At 44.4% G+C, this 26,196-nt stretch carries 22 protein-coding genes and 5 tRNA genes; 2 read left to right on the forward strand and 25 right to left on the reverse strand.

The annotated features are described in order from the left end of the window. Nucleotide 1: 1 nt before the first annotated feature. Nucleotides 2-970, reverse strand: coding sequence for a beta-ketoacyl-ACP synthase III (locus tag HMPREF0623_RS04805; protein ID WP_004166140.1), 969 nt, complete (start codon nucleotides 968-970; stop codon nucleotides 2-4). Nucleotides 971-1,198: 228 nt separating this feature from the next. On the opposite strand from HMPREF0623_RS04805, the gene HMPREF0623_RS04810 reads away from it, so the two are divergent. Further along, entirely contained in the window at nucleotides 1,199-1,660 is a 462-nt protein-coding gene (locus HMPREF0623_RS04810) for a hypothetical protein (RefSeq protein ID WP_002832376.1), read from the forward strand. Nucleotides 1,661-1,673: 13 nt separating this feature from the next. On the opposite strand, the gene HMPREF0623_RS09645 is transcribed toward HMPREF0623_RS04810, so the two are convergent. The 14 genes from HMPREF0623_RS09645 to HMPREF0623_RS04875 form a co-directional block, all read right to left on the reverse strand. After that, nucleotides 1,674-1,847 (reverse strand): hypothetical protein, encoded by a 174-nt coding sequence (locus tag HMPREF0623_RS09645; RefSeq protein WP_004166141.1) that lies wholly within the window; start codon nucleotides 1,845-1,847, stop codon nucleotides 1,674-1,676. A gap of 14 nt (nucleotides 1,848-1,861) precedes the next feature. Then, nucleotides 1,862-2,362: a PTS system mannose/fructose/N-acetylgalactosamine-transporter subunit IIB gene (locus tag HMPREF0623_RS04815; protein WP_004166142.1), complete on the reverse strand. Its 501-nt coding sequence runs from the start codon at nucleotides 2,360-2,362 to the stop codon at nucleotides 1,862-1,864. Between the two features lie 20 nt (nucleotides 2,363-2,382). Further along, nucleotides 2,383-5,313: a sigma-54-dependent transcriptional regulator gene (locus HMPREF0623_RS04820; RefSeq protein WP_002832380.1), complete on the reverse strand. Its 2,931-nt coding sequence runs from the start codon at nucleotides 5,311-5,313 to the stop codon at nucleotides 2,383-2,385. Nucleotides 5,314-5,682: 369 nt separating this feature from the next. Next, on the reverse strand, nucleotides 5,683-6,063 hold the full coding sequence (locus HMPREF0623_RS04825) for a DUF956 family protein (protein ID WP_002832383.1): 381 nt from the start codon (nucleotides 6,061-6,063) through the stop codon (nucleotides 5,683-5,685). Between the two features lie 118 nt (nucleotides 6,064-6,181). Then, entirely contained in the window at nucleotides 6,182-7,093 is a 912-nt protein-coding gene (locus HMPREF0623_RS04830; protein ID WP_002832384.1) for a PTS system mannose/fructose/sorbose family transporter subunit IID, read from the reverse strand. Between the two features lie 17 nt (nucleotides 7,094-7,110). Beyond that, nucleotides 7,111-7,917 (reverse strand): PTS mannose/fructose/sorbose transporter subunit IIC, encoded by an 807-nt coding sequence (locus HMPREF0623_RS04835; RefSeq protein ID WP_002832385.1) that lies wholly within the window; start codon nucleotides 7,915-7,917, stop codon nucleotides 7,111-7,113. Between the two features lie 20 nt (nucleotides 7,918-7,937). Then, nucleotides 7,938-8,918 carry a mannose/fructose/sorbose PTS transporter subunit IIA gene (locus HMPREF0623_RS04840; protein ID WP_002832386.1) on the reverse strand — a complete coding sequence of 327 codons (981 nt, stop codon included), beginning with the start codon at nucleotides 8,916-8,918 and terminating at the stop codon, nucleotides 7,938-7,940. Nucleotides 8,919-9,385: 467 nt separating this feature from the next. Further along, a tRNA-Leu gene (locus HMPREF0623_RS04845) sits at nucleotides 9,386-9,471 on the reverse strand. Nucleotides 9,472-9,542: 71 nt separating this feature from the next. After that, nucleotides 9,543-9,995, reverse strand: a complete 453-nt coding sequence (locus HMPREF0623_RS04850; protein ID WP_004166144.1) for a SprT family protein — start codon at nucleotides 9,993-9,995, stop codon at nucleotides 9,543-9,545. Then, nucleotides 9,992-12,166: a Tex family protein gene (locus HMPREF0623_RS04855; RefSeq protein WP_004166146.1), complete on the reverse strand. Its 2,175-nt coding sequence runs from the start codon at nucleotides 12,164-12,166 to the stop codon at nucleotides 9,992-9,994. The genes HMPREF0623_RS04850 and HMPREF0623_RS04855 overlap by 4 nt, the downstream gene beginning before the upstream one ends. A gap of 120 nt (nucleotides 12,167-12,286) precedes the next feature. Further along, the gene (locus tag HMPREF0623_RS04860; RefSeq protein WP_002832390.1) at nucleotides 12,287-12,721 is read right to left on the reverse strand and encodes a hypothetical protein; all 435 of its coding nucleotides are present in this window, start codon (nucleotides 12,719-12,721) and stop codon (nucleotides 12,287-12,289) included. 1 nt (nucleotide 12,722) lies between these two features. Further along, nucleotides 12,723-15,392, reverse strand: coding sequence for a cation-translocating P-type ATPase (locus HMPREF0623_RS04865; RefSeq protein WP_004166147.1), 2,670 nt, complete (start codon nucleotides 15,390-15,392; stop codon nucleotides 12,723-12,725). A gap of 225 nt (nucleotides 15,393-15,617) precedes the next feature. Next, a complete protein-coding gene (nadE, locus tag HMPREF0623_RS04870; protein WP_004166148.1) occupies nucleotides 15,618-16,436 on the reverse strand; it encodes an ammonia-dependent NAD(+) synthetase in 819 nt (272 codons plus the stop codon). Nucleotides 16,437-16,455: 19 nt separating this feature from the next. After that, a complete protein-coding gene (locus tag HMPREF0623_RS04875) occupies nucleotides 16,456-17,919 on the reverse strand; it encodes a nicotinate phosphoribosyltransferase (protein WP_002832393.1) in 1,464 nt (487 codons plus the stop codon). A gap of 126 nt (nucleotides 17,920-18,045) precedes the next feature. Between HMPREF0623_RS04875 and HMPREF0623_RS04880 the strand changes: the two genes are divergently transcribed. After that, nucleotides 18,046-18,768, forward strand: coding sequence for a WecB/TagA/CpsF family glycosyltransferase (locus tag HMPREF0623_RS04880; RefSeq protein WP_004166149.1), 723 nt, complete (start codon nucleotides 18,046-18,048; stop codon nucleotides 18,766-18,768). A gap of 108 nt (nucleotides 18,769-18,876) precedes the next feature. On the opposite strand, the gene HMPREF0623_RS04885 is transcribed toward HMPREF0623_RS04880, so the two are convergent. The 10 genes from HMPREF0623_RS04885 to HMPREF0623_RS04930 form a co-directional block, all read right to left on the reverse strand. After that, the gene (locus tag HMPREF0623_RS04885) at nucleotides 18,877-19,578 is read right to left on the reverse strand and encodes a GntR family transcriptional regulator (protein WP_002832395.1); all 702 of its coding nucleotides are present in this window, start codon (nucleotides 19,576-19,578) and stop codon (nucleotides 18,877-18,879) included. A gap of 27 nt (nucleotides 19,579-19,605) precedes the next feature. Continuing rightward, nucleotides 19,606-20,748: an N-acetylglucosamine-6-phosphate deacetylase gene (gene nagA, locus HMPREF0623_RS04890; RefSeq protein WP_002832397.1), complete on the reverse strand. Its 1,143-nt coding sequence runs from the start codon at nucleotides 20,746-20,748 to the stop codon at nucleotides 19,606-19,608. A 67-nt stretch (nucleotides 20,749-20,815) separates the two neighbouring features. After that, the gene (proC, locus tag HMPREF0623_RS04895) at nucleotides 20,816-21,604 is read right to left on the reverse strand and encodes a pyrroline-5-carboxylate reductase (RefSeq protein WP_004166150.1); all 789 of its coding nucleotides are present in this window, start codon (nucleotides 21,602-21,604) and stop codon (nucleotides 20,816-20,818) included. 405 nt (nucleotides 21,605-22,009) lie between these two features. Next, nucleotides 22,010-23,026, reverse strand: a complete 1,017-nt coding sequence (adhP, locus tag HMPREF0623_RS04900; RefSeq protein ID WP_004166151.1) for an alcohol dehydrogenase AdhP — start codon at nucleotides 23,024-23,026, stop codon at nucleotides 22,010-22,012. 232 nt (nucleotides 23,027-23,258) lie between these two features. Next, nucleotides 23,259-23,330 (reverse strand) — tRNA-Gln (locus HMPREF0623_RS04905). Nucleotides 23,331-23,333: 3 nt separating this feature from the next. Further along, nucleotides 23,334-23,419 (reverse strand) — tRNA-Tyr (locus HMPREF0623_RS04910). An 88-nt stretch (nucleotides 23,420-23,507) separates the two neighbouring features. Next, nucleotides 23,508-24,308, reverse strand: a complete 801-nt coding sequence (locus tag HMPREF0623_RS04915; RefSeq protein WP_004166152.1) for a metallophosphoesterase — start codon at nucleotides 24,306-24,308, stop codon at nucleotides 23,508-23,510. A gap of 98 nt (nucleotides 24,309-24,406) precedes the next feature. Continuing rightward, on the reverse strand, nucleotides 24,407-25,873 hold the full coding sequence (locus HMPREF0623_RS04920) for a peptide MFS transporter (protein WP_002832402.1): 1,467 nt from the start codon (nucleotides 25,871-25,873) through the stop codon (nucleotides 24,407-24,409). 110 nt (nucleotides 25,874-25,983) lie between these two features. After that, nucleotides 25,984-26,056, reverse strand: a tRNA-Thr gene (locus tag HMPREF0623_RS04925). Between the two features lie 61 nt (nucleotides 26,057-26,117). Beyond that, nucleotides 26,118-26,190 (reverse strand) — tRNA-Asn (locus HMPREF0623_RS04930). Nucleotides 26,191-26,196: the final 6 nt, after the last annotated feature.

Here is a 26,196-nt window from a genome sequence, read left to right on the forward strand (position 1 = left end):
CCTACAATTTAATAATTAAACTACCATAATCTAAACCGGCGCCAAAACCAGTCAACAAGACTGTTTTAGCACTGAGATCCCGACTTTGCAACTGATCCAACGCCATCGGAATTCCGGCAGAAGACGTGTTGCCGTAATCTTGGACGTTGGTAACAAATTTTTCAAACGGAATTTGCGTTTCTTCCGCAATCTTTTCAATGATTCGCAAATTAGCTTGGTGACAAATTACGTAATCAATGTCGTCATGTAGCCCATTACGGTCCAAAATCGTTTGCATTTGCGGGGGTACCGCCCCTGTCGCAAAACTAAACACGTCCCGTCCACTTTGGTAAAATGCGTCAATTTGCGGATAATTACTTGCTTTTACCTCGCTAATGGCTGGAATTCGTCCACTATGGATGTACTCATTTTTTTCAGCTAAGGTAGCTAACTCTTCATCAACGAAAAAGTCGTCAGTCTTCGTCGATTGACTTAAGATTACTCCGCCTGCTCCATCACCAAAAAAGACGGCCGAGGTGCGGTCTTGAAAGTCCATCATTTTGGAATTAGTTTCCGCACTAATCACCATGGCATTTTGGTAACGCCCGGAGCGCAAAAATTTTTCAGCAGTACTTAGTCCAAACACAAAGCCTGCGCAAGCCGCCGAAATGTCAAAAGCAAAAGCGTTACGGGCACCAATTTTATCCTGCACTAGGGCCGCAGTTGCCGGAGTCAGGGAATCAGGGGTGATGGTTGATAAAATAATTAAATCGATTTGGTCAGCCGTTAAGCCACTCTTTTCCAACAGTTGTTGGCCCACCGTTGCTGCTAGATCCGAGGTGTTTTCCGCACCTAACGCATAGTGGCGAGTTTTAATCCCTGTATGAGATTGAATCCATTCGTCGCTCGTATCCATAATTTGTGCTAATTCATCATTATCTACCACCCGTTCGGGAACGTAATGGGCGGTAGCTAAAATTTCTAAACTCATTTCGCCAACTCTTCCTTACTTTAATTTATCATTTTATTTTATCAGTAAATAATTGGTTATGAAAACTATCTCACTAGTCCATCTAACCACTTTAATTGATTTATCCGCCAAAAGCTTCTCAAAGGCTAATTCTTATTTTTCTCTTAAGAAATCGACTACTTGCCTTTTAGGGAATTAATATTTATCCTTAAAGTTAACAAGCACCGTATTTTAATGGAGGTATGCTGAATGTTTAATTTTTCAATTAGTTGGTTAATCTTTTGGATGAAGGGCCGCGTGGAAGTCGATAATCAATCCGTGCGGAGCCGGATCCCGCGGTTATTAATTTGGATTTTCCCATATGGGATGGTTGCTAAAGACGTTAACCTAGCCGATATTAAGGCTACCGAGGTCAAAAGCAAAAACCAAATCTTCCCCTTGCTACTAGGGATCGTTTTAATTGTGTTAGGGATTTTAAGTACGATGAACGACGGAGTTGCCTTGGGAATTTTGGCAATCATCATCGGCATCATCCTTGGTGGGGCAGGTTTCAAGGCGCGTTTAGTGCTTACCACCACCCAGGGAACCGTCAATCTGGATGCAGTCGCTTTTCAAAAGGACGTTCTTTTACAGATTGCCCAAGAAATAAAAAATCGGCAAACTAAGCCAGAACCACAAATTAAGGATAACCAAGTTCTCGAAGAGCTGTAATCTCTGCGGCTTGCTAATGGTTATCCACCATGCAATAAAAGAAGCGCGGGACAAACTGACTTTTGCCACACGTTTTGGCGCTATTGAAGTCAAAACGCCAAAATAAAAACGGTTCATGAGGGAATTTCACCTCATCATGAACCGTTTTTTGTTTAGAAACTTTTGTCCCACGCTCTTTTTTAGCCATAATTCATTTCCAATTTACAAACCATTTTTATCCAACATTTTAATCAAATCCTTGCGGCTATCGTTCGGAATTTTTTGGGCGTACACCGTTAACCCGTGGGCAGCCAATGCTCTAATCGCCGCGACCTCTTCCTTACCGACAGCGATAGCATCCGTCAGCATGGTCATGTCTACCGCGTAGGCAAGGCTACCCACGTCAACTCCTAAATTACTGATGTCAATGCCGCCCTCGACTAATTTCAACATGTCTTGAATTGTTTCCGTTAGCAGCAGCACTTTAAACGAATCAAATTGGGGATCGTGGTAAATTTTGATCATCTTGTCAACCGTAATCACGTTCACAAACACTCCCGGAGGAGCAGCCTGGGTAATCAGCGTTTTACGCAATGTATCTTCTGCCACACTATCAGAAACCACCAAAATCCGGTTAGGCTTCACCTTTTTAGCCCACGCGGTGGCAACTTGCCCATGCAAAAGCCGACTATCTACCCGTGCGAGCAATATTTCCATTGTCATATTCTAATTTCCTCCAAAAACTATTGATTCTTCTCCATCTCATTTAGGATTGTATCATTTTTTTCTTGCCAGGTTTCTAACAATTTGTAAATATAAAATTCTTCACCTAGGGTCATTTTAATTTGAATCCGTTGAAGGAATTGGTCATCAGCTTCCTGAACCGCCTTAAACCAAGGCTGTTCTTGAACTTCCGCAAGTTCAGCTGCGTTGACTTGCATGGGATTATTCGTTAGTTGACGTTCTACCGCGCCCGCTACGTGCATTATCAAATTAATCCGGAAGGACTCGCTAAATTCGACCTGTCGGCTTTGCGCAAGGTAATCAACGTAATTCCATAGAATATCGGCAAATTTGTCAGCATTCAAAAACACAAAGTACTTCGACAAATATTGTCGACAAACACTCCGGGTCAGTTTAGCGTCCTTTTCATCAAAGACCCAGGAAAGCTCGCTTCGTTCTGCCAGTTGACGAACGAACTTTTCGCCGCCCCCCTGCAATAAGGATTGTAACGGCATGAAGGGAACTCCCACTTCCGGATCCATTACCCCGGTTGCGGCAACGATGGTGTATTTTTGGTTAATTTCCTCAATTGCTTGGTGCATGTTTACGATTGAAATTGGGAACACCTTAATATCTTCAATTAAATTTTGCAATAGCAACTGGTCAAGAATCCCCTTGATTTTTTGGGCGGTGCCCTCACCCGTTGAACAAACCGCGATGACCGCCTTCGGTTTTCCCGAAAGCATTGCTACCGTCTGGTCGTCTTCCATAGACTGGCCTTCGTCCGTAATTGCCACCCGGGAGTAACCGTGAAATTCGCGAAGTTCAGCATAAATTTCATCTAAATTACTATCAATGAAGGACGCCTTTCGGGTAGCTTCCAAAACCATTGCGGTGGTTACCATATCAATCACCTTGACCTGAATTTGAGTTTCTTCGGTAATTTTAGGACCAAAAGTGCTTAGAGAGCCCATATCTACAAGGAGTAGCACCCCTTCCCCCTGATCTGCCGCGCGAACCCGATCGACAATTCCCTTATAAGCTACCTGCGGATTCATATCTAATGGCATGTCAAAGGCTTGGATCGAATTATCCGACAACAATTGTGATACCACTTGTGCCATTGAACTAGCCGTGTTACTACCGTGCGCGGCCACCACGATTCCAACCTTACCGGTACTGGTGGGCACCGTTTTAAGTGAAATTAGAAGTACGGCCAGGTAGTAGCTTTCCGATTCTGGGATTGGCAACCCGTAATGTTGTTCTAGCGACTCTTTGATTGATTTAGCGACTTCCAGCTCTTCTGGATAATCCTTAACCATTGCCACTAAGTCATTGCCCATTAACCGCATCGGCTTTCCTGACTGAATTCGTTTGATGAAGGAACTAATGTGCAAACTCATCGCGTAAATAAAGTTGTCCTTGAACCGATAGTTAAGGCGGTTTTCCACCTTGGGCTGAATTTGCTTGGTAAAGTTAATAATTCCCTTGTCCACGATTTCTGCTAGCTTACTTTCCGCGTTCACCGTGTCCAGGTCGTTTTTATAAAATGATTTTAAATGAAGATTAATGTCGGTAGTGATGAAATTATTGATATTTTCTTGGTCGAGCCCTTCTTCGCGAAGCATCATCGCTTTATCCCCAATGATTTCGTACAAATTGTAGGGCAATTCGTAACTATCTTTGCGGGTGACCGGGGTGGCGTAACTAGCTCCGGGTTTTACCACCATATACGGTTCCAAAAGTTTGGAAATTGCCCCGAGCTCCTGCCGGTTAGACGCCAAGTTTAACAACCCGTCCTTGATATTGCCAGGCAAATCGTCGGAAGTAATCATGATCTTTCCTTCGTTACCAATGTTATTAAGGAATCCCTTCGCACACACTAGCTGAATATTGGACTTCAACTGACCGACGTTTCCGTAAGTAACGCTACCAAGCAAAGCTTGAACCACGTCTTCGGTTAAAGTGATTTCCTTATTAGTCCGGTTGGCCTCAATCGTAACTAGCGAACGCAATAGTTCAATTCGTTCTTCCGGGCTCCGTTTATTGAATGGCGGAAGCTGGATCGTAATTGGAATTCGCCGTACAAAGGTTTGCAATAAGGTACTTTCGGGATCTTCGGTTGTCGCACACACTAGTCGAACGTTAGCATGGTGGGTCTTAGCAGTTTCTCCTAATCGACTGTAGGTCCCGTGGTCCATGAAGTAAAAAATCATTTCCTGCCCTTCTGGGGGAAGGCGGTGAACTTCGTCAAGGAATAGCATTCCGCCATCTGCTTCTTGAATTAACCCGTCTTGTTCGTCGTCTGCGCCAGTAAAGGCTCCCTTCACGTAGCCAAACAAATGGGACATCAGCAATTCTGGGTTATGGGCGTAATCCGCACAGTTAAAGGTTACCAATTGTTGATCCTTACTGAGTAGATTACGGGCCTGTGCAAAATCAAACATTGCGTTGGCAAAATACGTTTTCCCTGACCCCGTTGGTCCGATGATTAACGTATTTAACCCGCGTGGCGGATACAACATGGCCGCCTTGGCCTGTTCAATTTGGTTTTTCATACTTTGATCCTTACCAATCATTCGATCAAAAATGTCTTTATGCACACTAAGCTGCTTAGTAGCTGCCGGCTTATCGAGCTTTCCTGCCAGCTTCTTCTTCCCCAGTTCCATACCGCTAATCCCATCTTCAATATGGTACTCTGAGGGGTCCTGTGCTAACGGATCATCTTCACCTAAGGCTAGTTGACAATAACGAACTGGCCGGCCAGAAATTTTAAACAATTTTCGTTGCCGAACCAAATCATTTAATTCTTTACTGACGTTGCTACGCGCAATTTTTAACGCGTCCGCAATCGTTGAAGTTGTTAAGCCATTTTGCCGATTGGCTTCGTCCGCCGAAGCTGGCTCCGTATGTTCTAAAACGTATTGATATATTCTTTCTTGTCGTTTCATTTAGCCTCACCACGTTAACTGTATTAAACACTGTCTGTATTGATACACTACAGTTTATCACACTTTCTCCAAAGCGTTTTCAAGTCGGATTGGCTAGGGGGCGGATTTGATTTCCCGAATGACTAATTAAGGCACAACCGTCAGCAAAACGGGTTCCGAACCCCAGCTCTTTCCGGTTAATCAAATCCCCCATCAATCGCCTAAACCGCGATTAATGGGGGATTCAATTAATCCTGCTGCTGCCGTGTCGAAATGAGCTCCAGCCCCTAGCTTCTTCCGGTTAACCAAATATAAGGACCAACCGCCCAACCCGCGGTTAGTCCTTATATTCCGTTAATCCTCACAAGCTGCCCAAGGGGCTTCCGCTCTCTATTTTCGGATCCTTCTCCACACTTCTTTTAATCCGCGCTTTACTACATCTACTACTCCTAGCGAGCGGACCATTCTTTCCTCGTCCACGTACTTGCGGATTCCTCTCAACAGTTCGTGAGGATGCTTTGCCGCAAAACTAAACGTTCCACTACGTTTGGTTTTAATTGCAAACCGAGGAATCCACCTGCCCCCAAACATTAGTGATGCGACCACTTTGTCGACTTCTTTCCACGGGATTTGAATGTAGTTTTTTACATTGCGATTATCAAAAAATTCAAAACCGCGATCACCAATCATTACTTTGCCGTAATCCCCCATTCCAAGGAATGAGGTTGCGTCCGTAACTTGATCCACCTTGGTATTAATTGACTGTACCATTCAATCTGCTCCATTCTTTATATTTGCTGTTTTCATTATAATCCGCAGCCGAATTAACCGCAAAAAATCTTAATAAAAAAGCCCAGGCCATTGCCCAGACTTTGTTAAAATCATTGCATTACATAACGTGTAGTAAGTGAAGCACAACACCAAGAATGAATAAACCAAAGATAACGATGATTGGTGAAACGCCCTTCTTAAGCAACCACATGCAAAGTAATGTAAGCAGTAATCCTGCTAAACCTGGAATTAATTGATCCAAGTTATCTTGCAAAGTAGTAACCTTTTCACGAGTAAGTGACAAACCAGCCGCTTGTTCTTGAAGAGCCTTTTGGATACCCTTTGCACCACTTGGCAAGTTTGCCCAGTCAATGTAAGCTCCCTTACTTTGTTTTACAGTTGAAACGACCGGTGTGAATTTAACCACAACCCAACGGTTAATCAATGAACCTAAGATAAACATCCCAAGGATTGAAGCACCCTTAGTAACGTCTTGGAGTAAACTACCAGACATATCTTCGGTAATCTTGGAACCAGCTTTGTAGCCGAATTCTTGAGTATACCATGTAAAGCCCATCCGAATTGCGTTCCACAATACGAAGTAAAGAATTGGCCCTAAAATGCTGCCGCCCATTGCTAATGAAGCTGCCAAAGCACCTAAAATTGGCTTAACGGTGAACCAGAATACCGGGTCACCAACCCCAGCGAGGGGACCCATCATACCAACCTTAACACCTTGGATAGCAACGTCGTCAATCGGTGCACCATTAGCACGATCTTCTTCAAGTGACATTGTAACCCCAAGGATTGGAGCAGCTAAATATGGGTGAGTATTAAAGAATTCCAAGTGACGAGTCAAAGCTGCAGCACGGTCTTCTTTAGTCTTATATAACTTCTTGAGGGCTGGGATCAAAGTGTATGCCCAACCACCATTTTGCATCCGTTCGTAGTTCCATGAACCTTGCAGGAATGTGGAACGTAACCAAACGTGAATACGATCTTTTTTAGTTAATTGAACTTTTTCTTGCATTTTATGTTGGCCTCCTTCTAGTATTTATCGATAATGTCGCCGAGTGGGTCACCAGTACCTGAGTTACCACCGTTGCTTGAACCGCCCATCTTAGAAAGGGTTAAGTAAATCAAAGCAAGTGAGATACCAATTGTACCTAAAGCGATTAATGTTAAATCTTGAACAGTTGCTAAAACAAATCCAAGTGCGAAGAATGGCCAAACTTCTTTAGTAGCCATCATGTTGATAACCATCGCGTAACCAACGGCAACAACCATTCCACCACCGATTGATAGACCATCAGTTAACCAAGCTGGCATAGTGGAAAGTAATCCACGTACAGGACCAGCACCGATTGCTAAGATCAATGCTGCAGGAATTGCAATCCGCAAACCTTGCATAACAATCGCAATGTAGTGCCACAATTCCAATTTAGCAAAGCTACCTTCTTTAGCAGCTTTATCCATAATGTGGACAATCAAGGTTGCCAATGTACGCGCAATGATTGTCAATAAAAGTCCGGCTACAGCCAACGGAACCGCTAAAGCAATCGCTGATGAAACACCTGCTTTACCTTGACCACCTAAAACTAAAATAATAGCAGAAGCTACAGAAGCTAAAGCAGCATCAGGAGCAACCGCAGCCCCAACGTTAGCCCATCCAAGAGCGATCATTTGAAGTGAACCACCTAAAATAAGGCAAGGTACTAAATTACCAGTTACTAAGCCGATTAGCGTACATGCGATTACTGGTTGATGGAAATGAAATTGGTCCAAAATACCTTCCACACCAGCTAGGAATGACACGATAACGACTAAAATCATTTGAATTGCATTCAATGCCATGATTATTAATCCTCCGTTTTTTAGTTATTTTTTTGTTTATTAAGCTCATCTTGAGCCTTCTTCATAATTGCATCTAGATTATCTCTTGAATCAGAAGGAACCTTCCGCACGTCCATTTGAACGCCCATGTTTTCCAACTTCTTGTAAGTGTCAATATCATTTTGGTCAAATGCCAATACAGTATTTGGTTGAACTTTTCCAGCTGAATGAGCCATTGAGCCAACGTTCAAAGTCTTAATTGGAACACCGCCTTCGATAGCTTTTAAAGCATCTTGAGGGGTTTCAAACAAAAGCATTGCCCGGGTACCACCGAAGTGTTTGTCGTCCTTAGCCAGCTTAATCATTTGTTCAATTGGAACAACGTGGGCTTTAACGCCAGCTGGAGCAGCTTGCTTGATCATTGATGAACGTAAGTTATCTTTAGCAACATTGTCAGAAACAACGATAATCCGATCCGGGTTAGTAGTCTTCGTCCATGAAGTAGCAACTTGACCATGAAGTAAACGAGTATCGATTCGTGCTAACACGTAATCAAAGTGGCCTGGTTTACCTGTGTTAACCGGTGCAGCTGCTTCAGCAGCCTTTGGAGCTTCCTTAGGTTGAAGTTCTTCAGGACGAACCTTAACCCCTTCTTTTGCTGTGTCAATGATGTGTGCAGCAATTTCTTGTGCTGATTCCATCGATAGACGAGAAGCATATGCTTCAATTAACATTGGCAAGTTCAAACCAGCAACGATTGCCCATTTGTCCTTGTGTTCTTCAAACAAGTTGTTAACTTGGTTGAATGGAGTGCCTCCCCATAGGTCGACTAAGAATAATACTTGGTCTTGGTTACTAAAAGAAGCAATTGCTTCTTGAAGTTTTGCTCTGAGATCGTCAGGGCCTTCGCTAGGCATTAAGGTTACGGCCTTAACGTCTTCTTGTTCACCGAAGATCATTGAACCGGATTGCAAAATGCCTTTGGCGAATTCACCATGACTAGCAATGATAATTCCTACCATTTGTCTGTATACCTCCCATTTTCTATTTGTTACAGTTGAAAAAATAAAATAAGTTCTAAACCTGCAACTAGTTAAAATAAATTCCTGACAGCCTTTTCAATTTCAAAACTCCTTAACCATCCCAAAAGCGTTTTCACAACGTCCCAAAAAGGTTAAATTTGTAATAAAATTGTGGCCAGCTGTCGATCTACCGCCACCAAATGGTAATCAGTAGGACCAACACACCGCTAACACAGTATGTTTAGCTTCCATTAAGTATATAAGCAAATACCGTGCCAAAATACACTAAGCCTAACGTAAGCGAATTCAAGCATTTTTGTTAATACACTATTTTGATACACTAAACTGTATTGATTAGTGTATCAAGTGTATCAATAGCTTGCCGCAGATCAGGTTAGGTTTTGACAAAAAAAGAGCCGCGATCCAACCTAGTTGAATCACGGCTCCTTCCCCAATCAGTAGCACAATGCGGCCAAGAGGGTTCGAACCTCCACCCGAGTAAATTCGGACAGGATCCTTAATCCTGCGCGTCTGCCAATTCCGCCATGGCCGCAAAAAACCTTACTAGATAATAATAGCAAAACCACCATTAGCTAGCAAGTGTTTTTTATAAAAATATTTTTATTAGTGTTTTAACCCCAAGCGCCCCCCGCAACGTCCACAAACGTAGCGTCGCACGTTGATTCGGCGTTGGCGATGGTAAAGCTGACCACATTTTTTACACTGGTATACTAATCGCCCCGTTGTAGTAGTCCGACGCTTAGACGTCACTGGTGCGTAGCGTAAACCGCCCGTCCGCTGCAGCAACTCCTTAAAATGCGGGTTACGGTGATCTGGTTTTTCATGATGCACGTGCAACCAGTAGTGAACTAGTTCATGTTTAATTACGCCTACTAAGGTTTCCTCGTCAAATTCGCTTAGCATAAGGGGATTAATTTCAATGTGATGGTCCGCTAAAAAATAGCGACCGCCCGTCGTTCTTAAGCGGCGGTTAAACCGCGCTTCGTAAGGATAAGCTTGGTTAAAGAATTGTTTAGCCAGTCGACGCGTTAACTGAGTTAGCTCTAAGTCAGTCATTGTTCCTCAGCCGGAATCATGGTGAGCTGGATCCGACTTCGCTTGGTATCCACGCTTTCCACCCAAACGGTAACGATGTCCCCCACCGCCACTACGTCACTAGGATGTTTGACGAAGCCTTTTTTAAGCTTAGAAATGTGTACCAAACCGTCTTGTTTAACGCCGATATCGACAAACGCGCCAAAATCGATGACGTTCCGGACGGTTCCTTGCAGCTGCATCCCTGGTTGGAGGTCCTCTAAAGTTAAGACGTCGGAGCGTAATAATGGTGCAGGCATTTCATCCCGCAAATCGCGCCCCGGTTTTTGCAATTCTTCAAGGATGTCGTGAAGCGTTTCTTCTCCGACCTGCAGCTGAGCTGCCAATTGTGCGCTCTTAACCTGTTGCAACGTTTGGTTGAAAGCGGGGGTCCCTAAGTCATGCAGGTTTAATCCCAGCCTCTTCATTAGGGCTTTAACCACCGGGTAACTTTCTGGATGAATTCCCGTATTATCAAGCTCATCGTCTCCATCCACAATTCGTAAAAATCCAATCGACTGTTCGTATGCTTTAGGCCCTAGTCGCGGCACTGATTTAATTGCTTGGCGAGTTCGGTAGCTTCCGTTGGCTTCCCGAAACCTAACGATGTTTTGCGCCGTCGTTTTAGTTAGCCCCGAAATGTGGGTCAGTAGCTCTGGACTGGCGGTATTTAAATTGACCCCCACCTGGTTAACCGCGGTTTCCACCACGTGGTCCAACTGTTCACGCAAATCTTTTTGGGCAACGTCGTGTTGGTATTGGCCGACTCCCACCGCTTGGGGATCGATTTTGATCAACTCTGCTAACGGATCTTGTAAACGCCGGCCAATGCTAATTGCGCTGCGCTCTTCCACTTGTAAATCAGGAAACGCTGCACGAGCAGCCGGACTAGCTGAGTATACGGAAGCTCCGGCCTCGTTGACGATTACGTAGTAAACTGGTCGCGCAATTGTTTTGATGACTTGAGCCACAAATTCTTCGGATTCCCGGCTAGCGGTCCCGTTTCCAATCGCAATCATTTCCACATGGTATTTTTCAATGAAGTCTTTTAATTGCTTAGCAGCCGCGGCTCGCTTTGCTTGAGGAGCCGGACGGTGCGGATAAATCACCAGTTTATCTAAGAACTTCCCGTTTTCATCAATTACGGCTAGTTTACAACCGGTACGGTAAGCAGGGTCAAACCCGAGGACCACTTTGCCTTTGAGCGGTGCTTGCATCAGCAAATGGTATAAATTTTCTCCAAAAACTTTAATTGCACGGTGCTCCGCCATGGAAGTCAATTCCGCACGCATTTCTCGTTCAATTGCTGGCCCAATAAACCGTTTATAGGCGTCCCGATAGGCTGCTTGCACCAGCGCCACCGCCGGGCCTCGATGCTTTTGTACCAAACGAAAGTTTAAATAGCGCTCAATGCCCGCTTCTTCCACCGCAACCTTAGCCCGGAGGACCTTTTCCTTTTCTCCCCGGTTAATTGCCAACACTTGGTGAGGCGCTAACTGAGCAAGTGGCGCTTGGAAATCATAGTAAATCGCGTAAACGCCGTTTTCATCTAGTTCCTTGCCCTGCCGTTTAACTTCGCTAACTAACGCGCCATTATGCTGGGTGTATTTACGAATCCACGTCCGGATTTCCGCCTGTTCGCCAAAGGCTTCGGCCAAAATTTCGTGAACCCCGGACTCTACGTCTTCGATAGTATTTAACTTCACTTCGGGATTAACGGCAGCCGCCAAGCGTTCTCGTAGTCCTTGTTGGGGGAAAGTTAAAACCCACGCCGCTAACGGTTCTAGTCCCGCTTCTTTGGCAATCGTCGCTTTTGTGCGCCGCTTTTGTTTGTACGGCAAATATAAATCTTCCACCGCAGTTAAGGTGGTTGCCTGCTTGATTTGCTGTTTTAATCCAGTAGTTAATTTGCCTTGTTCTTCAATCTGCTTTAAAACTTCCGTCTTCCGCTTTTCTAACGTTTCCGTTTGGTGGTACGCCGCCTGGATTTCACGAATTTGTACTTCGTCAAGACTATGGGTGCGTTCCTTACGATAGCGCGCAATGAACGGCACCGTATTTCCCTCATCGAGCATCTCCAACGTCGCGCGAATTTGTTGCGGTCGGTAAGCGGTCAATTGTTTTTCCACTAAAGCTAAAATCTCTGCTTCCAAATTTAAACCCCACTTTGTTAAAACTTTTTGTACAAGATAAGAGGCCAGGAAATTTTTCCCAGCCTCCTTTTAAACCTCTCCTATTTCACTAGCTAAATGACTAGTATGAGAAGTAATGATCTATCCCATCAAACTGCTCATAATTTTAGTCAACGCTTTGGTCATTTGGCCCATTGCAGCTTCCTGGGCATGTTCGGACTCTTGAAAGGCTACCTCATCCAGCTTTTTGGTTTGGTCATCTACTGCATCAACCATTTTTTGGCATTGATTAGCATATTCCCTTAGGTAACGTTTCAATAACTGATGTTTACCAATTAATTTAGCTGGCACCTTAGCATTCCAAACCATCTTTTCTAGTGCCCGGTACTGGTCGGTTGCCACTTGAAATTGTTTTTTAATTTCTTTTAACCGGCTTTGATCCATTTCGTCCACCGTACCTAATTGACCCGCCTTCTTTAATTCTTGAAAGAACGGATCCACGCTAGAACCAATTTCTTCTAATTTCTCGGTCAATCTTGAAATGGTGTTCGCGTACGCTTGAATACTTACCTTCATCTTAATTTCCTCGTGGTTTCTTTAAAGTTCGTTGAATTAATTTTACCACTTCTACGATTACAATCATCGATAAAGATGCTCCAATTACGATTAACCACTGGTGTAAGTTTAGGTGGCTAACGTGGAAAAGGTCGTTAAAGCCCGGCACCACAATCGTAATTGCTAATAAAGCAAACGCGATGAGGATCGCCCAATTAAAGAATTTATTTTTCCAAGTGGTTGCTTGGAAAATTGATCCGTGAATCGACTTCGAATTAAAGGCGTGGAAAAGCTGGATTAAACCTAACGTTGCAAAGGCCATGGTTAAGGCATCGGCATGAATCTGTGCGCTCCCGGAATGGTCAGGGAAAGCTAGCGCCATTGCATAAACAAATAGGGTGATGGCCCCTTCCAAAATTCCCTGGTAGATTACGTTACCCGCAACGCCTCCCGATAAGAAACTAGATTTTTTATCACGTGGTGGCTGTTGCATCACGTTTTTTTCTGCGGGTTCAAGTCCCAAGGCAATGGCAGGCAAAGTGTCGGTCACCAAGTTTATCCACAGGATGTGCACCGGTGCCAAAATTTGCCAGCCCATCATCGTCATCACGAAAAGGGTTAAAACTTCCCCAAGGTTAGCTGATAAGAGGTACTGAATCGCCTTTTGAATGTTGGCAAATACTTTACGTCCTTCTTCAACCGCGTCCACGATGGTAGCAAAGTTGTCGTCGGCCAGCACCATGTCACTAGCACCCTTAGAAACTTCGGTTCCGGTAATTCCCATTGCCACTCCAATATCCGCTTGTTTTAAGGAGGGGGCGTCATTTACACCGTCCCCGGTCATCGCCACCACTTTCCCCTTCTTTTGCCAAGCGTCGACAATCCGGACCTTATGTTCAGGAGCCACCCGGGCGTAAACTCGGTAATTTGCTACGTGATCCGCTAGTTGTTCATCAGTTTGCTGATCGAGTTCTGCACCAGTCACCACCGCCGTGTCCGCTTCGGCATCGGTAATCATCCCTAGTCGTTTAGCAATTGCTCCCGCGGTATCGCGGTGGTCACCAGTAATCATCAGGGTTTGAATACCCGCATCGTGGGCTTCTTGAATGGCTTGCGCCACTTCGGGCCGTTCCGGATCAATCATCCCCACTAGTCCTGCAAAAATCAAGTCGTTTTCCACTGCCGCACTAGTCAGCTCTTCAGGAACCGCATCAACGATCCGGTACGCAAAGCCCAACACCCGGATTGCTTGCAACGCTAAATCATGGTTCACGGCCTGAATCCGGCGCTCTTCAGCCTCGTCCATTGGCAATTCGGCACCTGGCATTACGTACTTGGTGGTTCGTTTCAAAAGTTCATCTGGTGCTCCCTTAACGGTAATCAAATACTTCCCGTCCGGTAACGCATTGACCGTGGACATTAGCTTTCGTTCCGAATCAAACGGTACTTCAGCGACCCGTTGGTATTGGTCAATTACCGCAGCACTAGAGTATCCCCGTTGGTCATTAAACGCAATCAAGGCCGTTTCGGTAGGATCCCCCACCAACTCCTCGTCAATTTTTTTCGTGTCGTTGTTTAAAATCATCAGGTCAAATAACTTGGATTGAAAATCAGGGGTGACCGCTGCGGCATCCATTAGCTGGTTATCCACAAAAAGTTTTTCAACCGTCATTTTATTTTGGGTAAGGGTTCCCGTTTTATCCGAAGCAATGATTTGCGTACTCCCTAAGGTTTCCACCGCCGGGAGTTTTCGAATAATTGCGTGACGTTTAACCATCCGCTGGGTTCCCAAGGCTAGGGTAATCGTAACAATTGCCGGTAAACCTTCCGGGATGGCCGCCACCGCAAGCGAAATTGCGGTTAACAACATGTCGATTAAGCTTTCTTGCCCCCGTAACATACCGACCGCAAACACCACCACCGCAATGGCCAAAATTAACCAAGTCAACGTTTTACTTAGCTTGGTTAAATTACGTTGTAAAGGAGTAATGGTTTCATCAGCGTCGTTAATTAACCGGGCAATTTTTCCTACTTCGGTCGCCATTCCCGTATGAATGACAATTCCCTTTCCGCGGCCAAAAGTAACGTTACTATTCATAAAGGCGAGGTTGGTGCGGTCGCCTAAGGGAAGCTGTTCGTCATCTAGGGCCGCCGTTTGTTTATTCACCGGAACCGATTCCCCCGTTAACGCCGACTCTTCAATTTGCATCGACGCTGACTCTACCAGCCGTAAATCGGCCGGCACCACGTCTCCAGCTTCTAAAATGACCACGTCTCCTGGCACCAATTCGGTACTCTGGATTTGCTGAATTTGGCCGTCCCTTTCGACCTTGGCTTGCGGAGCTGCCAAACTTTTTAATGCATCAATAGCTTCTTCTGCCTTAGATTCCTGAAAAACGCCAAAGATTGCGTTTAACACCACCACCAGCAAGATAATCAAGGCGTCGACTCCTTCGCCCACAAACACTGAGATTAAGGCGGCCACGAGCAGCACAATGATCATCAAATCTTTAAACTGGGCCAAAAACTTTTGTAACAAAGTCGTTTTACCCTTAGTTGCTAGTTCATTGTGGCCATATTTTTCCAACCGTCGTTGTGCTTCGGCAGCCGTGAGCCCAGCCAACCGGGTATCTTGCTTAGCAGCGGTATCTTCAACGGTCCGCTGCCAATCCTTTAACTTACTTGCCTTCATTCTCTTTCCTCCATTTAATTTGGGATCTTAAAGTTTAAAAAAAGACCCATGTGCGTCGAAAACTACTTCTCGACACACATGAGTCTCACTAATTTAAGGTAATACCAGATTTTTTCTTGCTGATGACATTACCACAGCTAAGCTGCAAGTTACTCCCTCATGTTTAAACACATTATACCGGAAATTAATTTCCCTTTACAAGTGACGAGCCTTGAACTTAACAATTTATTTATCAAAAACGGTATACGGCAAAGCACGTTTATGGGCGGTCCGTTGGTACCAACCTTCAATTTTTTCGGCCGCTGAGTCGCTAACTTCCTTACCTTCTAGATAATCATCAATGTCTTGGTAAGTCACGCCTAACGCAACCTCATCCGGTAATGCTGGACGTTCATCTTCTAAGTCCGCCGTAGGCACCTTTTCGTAAAGCTCAACGGGCGCGTTTAACGCTTTAAGCATTGCCTTACCCTGCCGCTTATTCAAGCGCCATAGCGGAACGATGTCCGCGCCGCCATCCCCGAATTTTGTATAAAATCCGGTCACCGATTCGGCCGCGTGGTCGGTTCCCACCACGATTCCCGCGGTTTCACCCGCGATGCCGTATTGGGCAATCATTCGTTGCCGGGCCTTAATGTTTCCCTTGTTAAAATCGGATACCTGAACTCCGGTTGCTTCAATAGCGGCTACCATGGCGTCCGCGGCTGGTTTGATGTCAATTCGTACCACCCGGTCCGCTTGCATAAATTCAATTGCCTTCATCGCATCCGATTCGTCAGCTTGAACCCCATAAGGTAGGCGGACCGCAATAAATTGGTAATCGGCATTGCCAGTTTCTTCCCGAAGTTCCCGAATTGCCATCTGTGCCAACGCTCCGGCTAAGGTAGAATCTTGCCCGCCGGAAATGCCAAGGACTAGCGAACGTAAACTAGGAACGCTTTTCAGGTAGCGTTTCATAAAATCAACGCTGCGTCGAATTTCTTTTTCTGGGTCAATTGTTGGTTGAACCCGTAAAGCTTCAATAATTTCTTGTTGCATTTTGCGCATTTTTTACGCCCCCCAATGATTAAAATTTAAGCTGATTTACGTAATCCCGGACCCGCTTAATGATGGATACCTTGTGATCGTAACATTCTTGTGAAAGATCCACCGGATAGTCTTGTGGATTTAAATCACGTTTGTATTCATCCCACAAGGAATCCAAACTTTGCCGAGAAAATTCTTTGATTTCCGCTAAGGATGGGCGATCATAAACTAACTTGCCGTCCTTAAAAATGGTTTGTAATAACGGTCGAGCTTCAAAATCGGTCACCGTCTTATTGATGTACGTATAGTTGGGGTGGAACATGTATAGCGAATCCTTTTCACGAGGGTCTTCATCCCAAAGCGTAATGTAATCTCCTTCTGATTTACCATCTGCCCGCCGAGAAATTCGCCAAACTTGCTTTTTGCCTGGTGTAGAAACTTTTTCAGCATTGTTAGACAATTTGATGGTGTCGACCATCTTTCCGTCCCGTTCAATGGAAACCATCTTATAAACGGCTCCTAACGCCGGTTGGTCATAAGCGGTAATTAATTTGGTTCCCACACCCCAAACTTCAATTTTAGCTCCCTGCATCTTTAAGTTTTGGATGGTCTTTTCGTCCAAATCGTTGGAAGCGTAAATTTTAGCGTTTGGATAACCCGCTTCATCCAACTGTTCGCGAACTCGTTTAGACAGGTAAGCCATGTCACCACTATCGATCCGTACCCCAAGGAAATTGATCCGGTCGCCCATTTCTTTAGCCACCCGAATTGCGTTAGGCACCCCGCTTTTGAGTGTGTCAAAGGTGTCCACCAAAAAGACACAATCGTGATGAGTGGTTGCGTACGCCTTAAACGCATCGTAGTCGTTCATGTAATATTGCACCATTGCGTGAGCGTGAGTTCCGCTAATTGGAATCCCAAACTTCTTCCCAGCCCGTACGTTACTAGTTGCGTCAAAACCGCCGATGTAAGCCGCCCGGGTTCCCCAAATTGCTGCGTCAAATTCTTGGGCACGGCGCGTTCCGAATTCTAAAAGCTTGTCTGAGCCAACTACGGATTTAATCCGCGCCGCCTTGGTTGCAATTAAGGTTTGGTAATTGACCACGTTTAAAATTGCCGTTTCCACCAGTTGACAATCGGCCAGTGGTCCTTCGACTTGTAAGATTGGTTCGTTATTAAAAACTAGGTCGCCTTCCACTGCCGAGCGGATGGTCCCCCGGAAATGGAAATTCTTTAAAAATTCCAGAAAATCATCCGGATAGCCGCCCACTTCGCGAAGATATTCGATATCACTCGCCGAAAAGTGAAGGTTTTCGATATAGTCAATTACCCGTTCTAATCCGGCAAAAACTGCGTATCCATTGTCAAAAGGCATTTTACGGAAGAAAACTTCAAAAATTGCCTTTTGATTGTGAATTCCCTTTTGCCAATAAGTTTGAATCATGTTGATTTGATAAGCGTCTGTGTGTAAAGTTAATGTGTCATCTGGATATTCTTGTACCATGATGATTATGCTCCTACTCTTTATTTTTTAAAGTATAAATTTTACTGGTGGACATAAAATACAATTGCTTTAATTTTATCATTTTTGCGCCAAACCGCAATTTTATCGTGAGGAGAACCTTTATATATGAAGTTTTCAACTGCCAACGTCTTGGGATTCAATTTTTTACAAACGACCAAGGCCCAATTCTTAGAACAATTACATACCGACCTAGTGGCCCACCAAAACCGCTTTGTGGTGACCGCTAATCCAGAAATTATTATGTACGCTAAAAAACATCCCGCTTACGCCCAAATTATTCACCAAGCCGATTATTTAGTGGCCGATGGGATTGGCGTCGTGAAAGCAACCCAGCATACCGCCCATCCGCTGCCCGAACGCGTAACCGGCTACGAACTTTTTGAAGAACTTTTGCGTTGGGGAGACGCACACCATTCGCGAATCTACTTTTTGGGAAGCAAACCGGCCGTGATTGCTCAAGTAATTGCCAAAGTTAACCGCCAATATCCCCACGTGGAAGTCGCTGGCCATCATGATGGGTATTTTACCGATTTTGCTCCCATCCAAACTGAAATTGAGCAAACCCAGCCGGAAATGGTTTTTGTAGCCACCGGCTTCCCCAAACAAGAGGAGTTAATCCAAAAGTATCGGCACCTCTCTCCCGCAATTTGGATGGGCATTGGGGGCAGTTTTGACGTCTTTGCTGGAGAAGTCAAGCGTGCTCCCGAATTTTGGCAAAAGCATAACCTAGAGTGGCTATACCGTTTAATCAGTGATCCCCGCCGGATCAAACGCCAAATCGTGCTTCCAATCTTTATGATTAAAGCGTGGTGGGCCAACCGCAAATAACGATGAACACAAAAAAACGAGGGTTAGCGTTCTTAAAAAGAACCTAATCCTCGTTTTTATGTCTTTGGAATTAAGGGGTAACCCCCTTCTCAATTCCTCACCAATTATTTACCGATTTAAATAGAATTCAAACCGTTCTCCTACGTATTGCGTTCGTACGTATTCAAACGGCGTACCATCTTGGGCGTACGAAACCTGATGAAGGCGTAAAATCGCTGCGCCCCGCTTAACGTCAAGGTATTCGGCAACCTTTTCGGAAGCTAACATCGCCGATACGGTTTGCTCAGCACGACCAATTACCAGTCCCGCACGCTCTTCCAAAGTGTTGTACAACGACTTGGTTACTTCGGATTTACTAAAGTTAGTAACTAACTTTTCTGGGATGGTCGCCGTTTCGTAACAGATCGGTACCCCATCCGCATACCGGATCCGTTCCATTCGGAGTACTAAATCTCCATCCGCTAACTTTAATTTTTCAATTTCACTTAACGATGGCTCACTAGTATGGTAGGAAATTGTCTTGCTCGATGGTTTCTTACCCTGGGCTTCCGTCAATTCCGTAAAGCTGGTTACTCCAGAAACTTTTTCTTGGACCTTTTGACTAGCAACGTACGTCCCCGAACCCACCTTACGTTCTAAAATCCCTTCATCAACCAAAGTTGAAATCGCTTGGCGTAAAGTCATTCGGCTAACTTTAAAATGGTTTGACAGTTCCCGTTCGGCGGGAATCCGCTCACCAACTTTCCATTTTCCTGCTTCAATTGCCTTTTTGATTTCATTATGAATCTGAATATATACCGGTGAATTCATGATTGTACTCCTACTTGTTTTTAACTATTAATCTTCCTTAGCAAACTTTTTGCCGTAGCTGTAAGTTTCTAACTTGTTAAGGTCGCCGTCAAAGACGTTTAAATCAGCGTCCTTGCCAACTTCTAAGGTTCCTTTAGAATCTAAGCCAAATTCACGAGCTTGGTTTACCGAACTCATTTGGACAGCTTCCGCAATTCCGCAACCAAAGAACTTCATGGCGTTCCGGAAAGCATCATCAAAAGATAGCACTGAACCTGCTAGCGTTCCGTCAGCTAGACGAGCTTGCTTGTCCTTTACGTAAACTTTTTGTCCGCCAAGTTCACTTTCTCCTTCGGCAATTCCCTTGGCACGCATTGAGTCAGTAACCAATTCAATGCGTTCTGGTCCCTTAACTTCATAAGCCAGTTTGAGCATGTCAGGAACGATGTGGAAACCGTCGCAAATTAATTCAGCATAGATGTTGTCTTCCAACATTACGTGGCCGGTAACTCCTGGTTCACGATGCTTAAATTCACGTTGAGCATTGTATAAGTGAGTTGCATGGGTAACCGTGCTATTTAGCAATTGTGCACGGGTAGCGTTGGAATGTCCTACTGAAGGAACAATTCCATGATCCAAGCAGTATGCTTCAAATGCATCGGAGCCTGCGTGTTCAGGGGCGATCGTAATCAATTTTACCCGACCGCCTGAAAGTTCGTTCCATTTGCCAAGTAATGCTGCGTCCGGGTCCTTAATGTACTCTTCTGGTTGAGCTCCCTTGTACTTCGCTGAAATGAAGGGACCTTCCAAATGAACCCCTTGGATAACAGGATTTTCTTCCGCAGCCTTGGCCACTCCGCGCATTGATTTTTCAATGTTTTCGTTGGATTGAGTCATTGTGGTACAAAAGAAGCTGGTAACTCCTTCGTTGACTACCGCTTGGTTTACCATTTCGTTGATTTGTTCTGGATCGCCATCCATCGCATCAAAGCCGTAACCTCCGTGGGTATGTACGTCAATGAACCCTGGAACAATAATCTTGCCCCCTGCGTAATAAACTTCGTCGTCACCCTGTGCCTTATATTCACTCATTGGCCCAACTGCTTCGATGGTCTTACCAAACCGAATGTAGCCGTCTTCAATCTTTTCGAGGCCCGTATAAATTGTCGCATGTCGTAAAACTGTACTCATGAATTTTCCTCCTCTAAGTTAATCTAGCTTCATTATATATCGGTATAGACCAAAAAACAAGATTACCTTAACCGTTTTCTTTTGCCACGGTTGCGTCGATTCCCTTAACTACGGCTGGGCTAAATCCAGCTTCTTCCATTGCTAATAAACCTGCGACGGTCGTCCCGCCTGGAGAAGAAACTTTATCAATCAATGCGTAAGGCACTTCATCACTATTGAGCACCATTTGCGCACTGCCTTGTACCATTTGCGCAGCAATCTTGGTGGCGTTAGCTTTAGTCAATCCGTACTTAACGCCTGCTCGGGAAAGCGCGTCAATAAATAGGTAAGCGTATGCTGGTGCGCTCCCCGCAAGTGCCGCAAAAATCGGAAAGTCATTTTCGGCAACTTCCATAGTTTTTCCGATCCGAGCAAATAACTCAACCCCCGCTTGGTACGGAGCTGCGTTAAGGTCGCCCGTGGCTTTGACTGCTGTCATTCCTTGCGCAATTTCAACGTTTACGTTTGGCATTACTCGCAAAATCGGTTGAGCCATGCCTAAAACCGTTTGTAAGTCCGCTAAACTAACGCCAGAAGCAATTGAAACCACCAACTTTTCTTCAGTTAGTACCGGTTGAATTTCTTCAGCAACCCGCTTAATCACCGTGGGCTTAACTGCCAAAATAATTACGTCTGCCTGTTGGGCTACCGCCGTATTATCTGATACTGCGGTTAGTCCGGATTGTTTTGCAAAAGTTTCGTAGTTTTGTGGGTGAGCGCTGTGGACCAAAATATCTTTACCAGCGACATCTTTCTTTACTAATCCGCTAATAATTGCCTTGGCCATGTTTCCAACGCCAATAAATCCAAGTTTCATTTGTATTCCCCCGCTTTTCTGTTAATTATTTTAATTTTATCATTAAATCCCCGGGAATTATGTAATATTTTATGAAGGTTTAATACTTCTCAAGCAAATCCAACGCCCTTGCCAAAGTATCATGATGCCGCTAAAAACGTGACTGAAACTGAGAAAAAAATCATTCTAGAGCGCCGGTTTTTATAAAGTTCAAAGCCATTATGCTCCGCACAACCTAAAAACGACCGTTATGCCAAATTCAGGCATAATGGTCGAATTTCAGTTAATACTCAAAAACTAGCCGACTTTTTCAATCAGCCTTGATTTTTCATCCTTACGGGTCCTTAAAAGCTGGTCTTACCACTGCTTAATGTCTATCAGGCATTTTGGGACACTCCCGTATTTAAAGTTACGTGTCCGTCATCCTTATTTATGCATGTCCACAACCATCCGGCCTTCAATTTGTCCAGCCCGCATTTCATCGATGATGTCATTCACTTCATCCAAACGCCGAGTTTGAACAATAGGTTTAACTTGGCCATCCGCTGCAAACTGGAAGGCTTCCGCCAAGTCATTCCGGGTGCCGACTAAGGAACCAATTACTTGAATACCGTCTAATACAACTCGCGGAATTGATAAATCCATCGTGTCTACGGGTAGAGCTACGGCAACTAAAACGCCGCCTGCTTTTAGACAATCGACCGCTGCGTTAAAGGCTGCCTTAGCTACCGCGGTCACTACCGCCGCCTGTGCTCCGCCGCACCGTTCCTGAATTATCTTCGCCGGATCTTCTTTGCTAGAATTGATTACCAAATCCGCACCCAGCTTTTGGGCCAGCGCCAATTTATCATCATTAATGTCTACCACCGCTAATTTAGCGTTAAACACATTCTTAGCGTACTGAATTGCCAGATTACCTAATCCACCAGCGCCAAACACCGTCAACCATTCTCCAGGACGAATTTTAGATTCCTTGATTGCTTTATAAGTAGTTACGCCGGCACAAGTAATTGAACTTGCCGCCACCAGATCCAGATTGTCCGGCACTTTCACCGTGTAATCCGCCACGACGATTGCCTGTTCTGCCATCGCTCCGTCAACCGTGTATCCGGCATTTTTAGCTTCCCGACAGAAAGTCTCTCGTCCAGTAGTACAATATTCGCAATGCCCGCAGCCTTCAAAGAACCAGGCGATGGAAACCCGGTCTCCCACCTTTAAGCTGTGCACGTCAGCACCAATTTCGCGAACAATGCCAATTCCTTCGTGACCAATCACCCGTCCAGGTTGTTCACCAAAGTCACCATTTGCCACGTGGAGGTCCGTATGGCATACCCCACAGTATTCTACGTCAACTAAGGCTTCATTGTCCCTAAGCGGCCGTAATTGCTTTTCTACAATATCAACGTACCCATCACTTTGATTCCTAACTACCGCTGCACGCATTTTAATTGCCTCCTTACTACATTAAAAGACTAGTTGCTCCACCTTCATTATAATACTAACGGGTATTTTGTGAAATCGTTTTCTAAGATCCGCAAAAAAAATCAAATTTACGATAACTACTTAGTCTTCTAATTAAAGAATGCTTATCAACTAGATAACCACTTTTACAGACAATTTAGCCATAAATGAACGCACAAAAAAACTCCACGTCATCGACATGGAGTTTAACTGATTGGGCTAGCTGGGTTCGAACCAGCGCATCACGGGATCAAAACCCGTTGCCTTACCACTTGGCTATAGCCCAATATGGTGGAAGGGAGTGGATTCGAACCACCGAACCCGAAGGAGCGGATTTACAGTCCGCCGCGTTTAGCCAGACTTCGCTACCCTTCCATATAAGTTGTCGTCTTATCTATCCGACTTAATTATAATAACTAATCTTGAAGAATTTTGCAAGCTTTTTTTGAAACTTTTTTTAAATTTATTCAAGATCAATTATAAGTAATCGCTGAGTCCATTCAGTAATAAAATTATCCGAATTCCACTCGTTGATTCGTCTCTTATGATATCCGACTGAATTATTATAATATATCCCGCCAGCTGTTGCAAGAGGTTTATAGTGAAAATGTAGGTGTCCGGATAAAATAATTTTTGGCTGGTATTTTGCTAATAACTTTTCCATTCGGCGGCTCCCCATCATCCCGTTCGCCATGTTCCAAAAGCGGTAGTCATCAGTGTAGCGAATGTATTCGTGGCGCACTGCAAAATGGGTCATAAAAAGTACTGACTTAGATTGGGTTGCTTGAAGTTGTCGTTCCGTTTGCTGCAGTACGCGATCCATCCGTTCAATGTCGGAGATTGGCTGCTCAATCGCTGTATCTACCCAAAAAGTTTTTTTCCACCGCCAAAATTGCTCAGGAGTTTTATCTACGTTATCCGCAAAACTATAATCATACCAGCCGTTATTTCCAATGATGCGCCATTTGGTTCCCGGAACGTCATAAAATTGGTTGTGCAGGTACTGCGGGTGTTGCAGCTTTTCTAACCCAGCGTAATCAATGTCATTTAACATATCATGATTTCCCGCAATAAAGAACACCTTGGTCCGTGGCAAGCGGCGCTGTAATTTTTCCACGTATTCCTTACTACGGTTGAACTTATTAAATAAGTCTCCCGCAATTAAATAAATTCCCACGTGATTGTCTTTAAGGTATTGTGCTTGCGTTGCCAACGTTTGCTCAATATCAACCTTATTAATGTCCAAATGATTGTCACTAGTCATTGCTACTCTCAAAACGTTCGCCCCTACTCGTTTGACTTATCCTAAATAAAAAAGATGAACTAAGCATAACCTAGTTCATCTTGTAAATTCAAATTTTATTAACGAATCCCTTGCATCTTCTTGCTGATCCATGGTGAAAGTAACCATAAAGCAACCGCAAAGATAATCGTAATGATTCCGGTCCAAATGAAGTAGCTAACTTCGTGACCAGGATAAAGCTTAACCAGCTGTGCGTTAATCGCTTGTCCAGCGGCATCTGCCAAGAACCACATACTCATCATTTGTGAAGCAAACGCTGCGGGAGCTAATTTGGTAGTTACGGATAATCCAATTGGTGAAATCAACATTTCCCCAATTTCAACGATTGCCCAGCTACCCACTAGCCAAAGGGCGTTAACTTTTCCATCAGTACCAAACATCAAGCCTGGTAACGCGATGAAGAGATATGAAATCCCGGTAAATACTAACCCATAGGTAAACTTCTTCGGTGACGAAGGTTGTTTTTTACCTAATTTAGTCCATAACCAAGCAAAGATCGGGGTGTATAACATGATGAACAACGGGTTCAACGATTGGAAGTTAGCTGGCGTGATGTTAATCCATCCATAATGCAATTGGGTACGATCTGCAGCAAACAATGCCAATACAACTGAACCTTGTTCTTCAATTGCCCAGAATAAGGTTGCGGCGATAAAGAGTGGTACATAAGCCCACAAACGGGAACGTTCACCTTTAGAAACCTTGTTGCTAGTGAACATTAAAATGAAGTAAACCACCGGCGTAATAATAGCCACAATACTAATTAATAAAACAACGTTATCGATTGTAAGCACGTTGGCAATGAACATTACCAACAAGATTAAGGCGAGCACTACCACGCCGATAAGTACGCGTAAGCTAAACTTCTTAACTTCTTCTGGTTGAATTGGATCTGAAGGATAGAGACTATCCTTATTTAAGTATTTTTTACCATCAAGATAATATTGCACCAGTCCGAAGAACATTCCAATTGCAGCCAACGAGAAGCCTGCGTGGAAACTGATTTGGAAACCAACCCACGAAACAATTAGCGGAGCCAGCAACGCGCCCAAATTAATACCAAAAACGAAAATACTAAAACCTGCGTCCCGTCTGGTATCCTCTACAGAGTAAAGCGAACCGACCATTTCAGAAACGTTAGGTTTCAACATCCCTGTACCGATAACGATTAGCGCAATTGACACAAGTAATGCCGCGCTACCGAATGGCAATGAAAGAGCAATGTGCCCAAACATGATTAAAACCCCGCCATAGAAAACGGTCTTCCGACTACCTAAAATACGATCACTGATAAAACCACCAGCGACACTAGCTAAATAAACTAACGACCCATAAATGGCCATAACTGAAGCAGCAGTAGCTTGGCTAAAACCTAGTCCACCTTGTGAAACTGCGTAATACATGTAATAAATTAATATCGCACGCATCCCGTAGTAACTGAACCGTTCCCACATTTCTGTGAAGAACAGGGTCATCAAACCACGCGGTTGACCAAGAAAAGCTGTATCTTTTTCTTGTGTATTCAATTTTATTTCCTCCATAATTCTCGCCTAATCAAAATAATACTTAAGGCTATAAACTTGGGACTATATATGAAAAAAACGCCTTAACTTTAACATTAAGGCGTATTCCATAATGCCGGCTAGGTGAGTCGAACACCTGACCTACGGTTTACGATACCGCCGCTCTACCAACTGAGCTAAGCCGGCATTGGCTTGGCTTTATAGCATAAAAGGATGCTAACAACTCGGTTAACATCCTTAAAGCTAACTCCGGCAGGCGGACTCGAACCGTCGACACCCTGATTAACAGTCAGATGCTCTACCAACTGAGCTATGCCGGAATAATC

It is taken from the genome of Pediococcus acidilactici DSM 20284 (genome assembly GCF_000146325.1).
GTDB lineage: Bacteria > Bacillota > Bacilli > Lactobacillales > Lactobacillaceae > Pediococcus > Pediococcus acidilactici.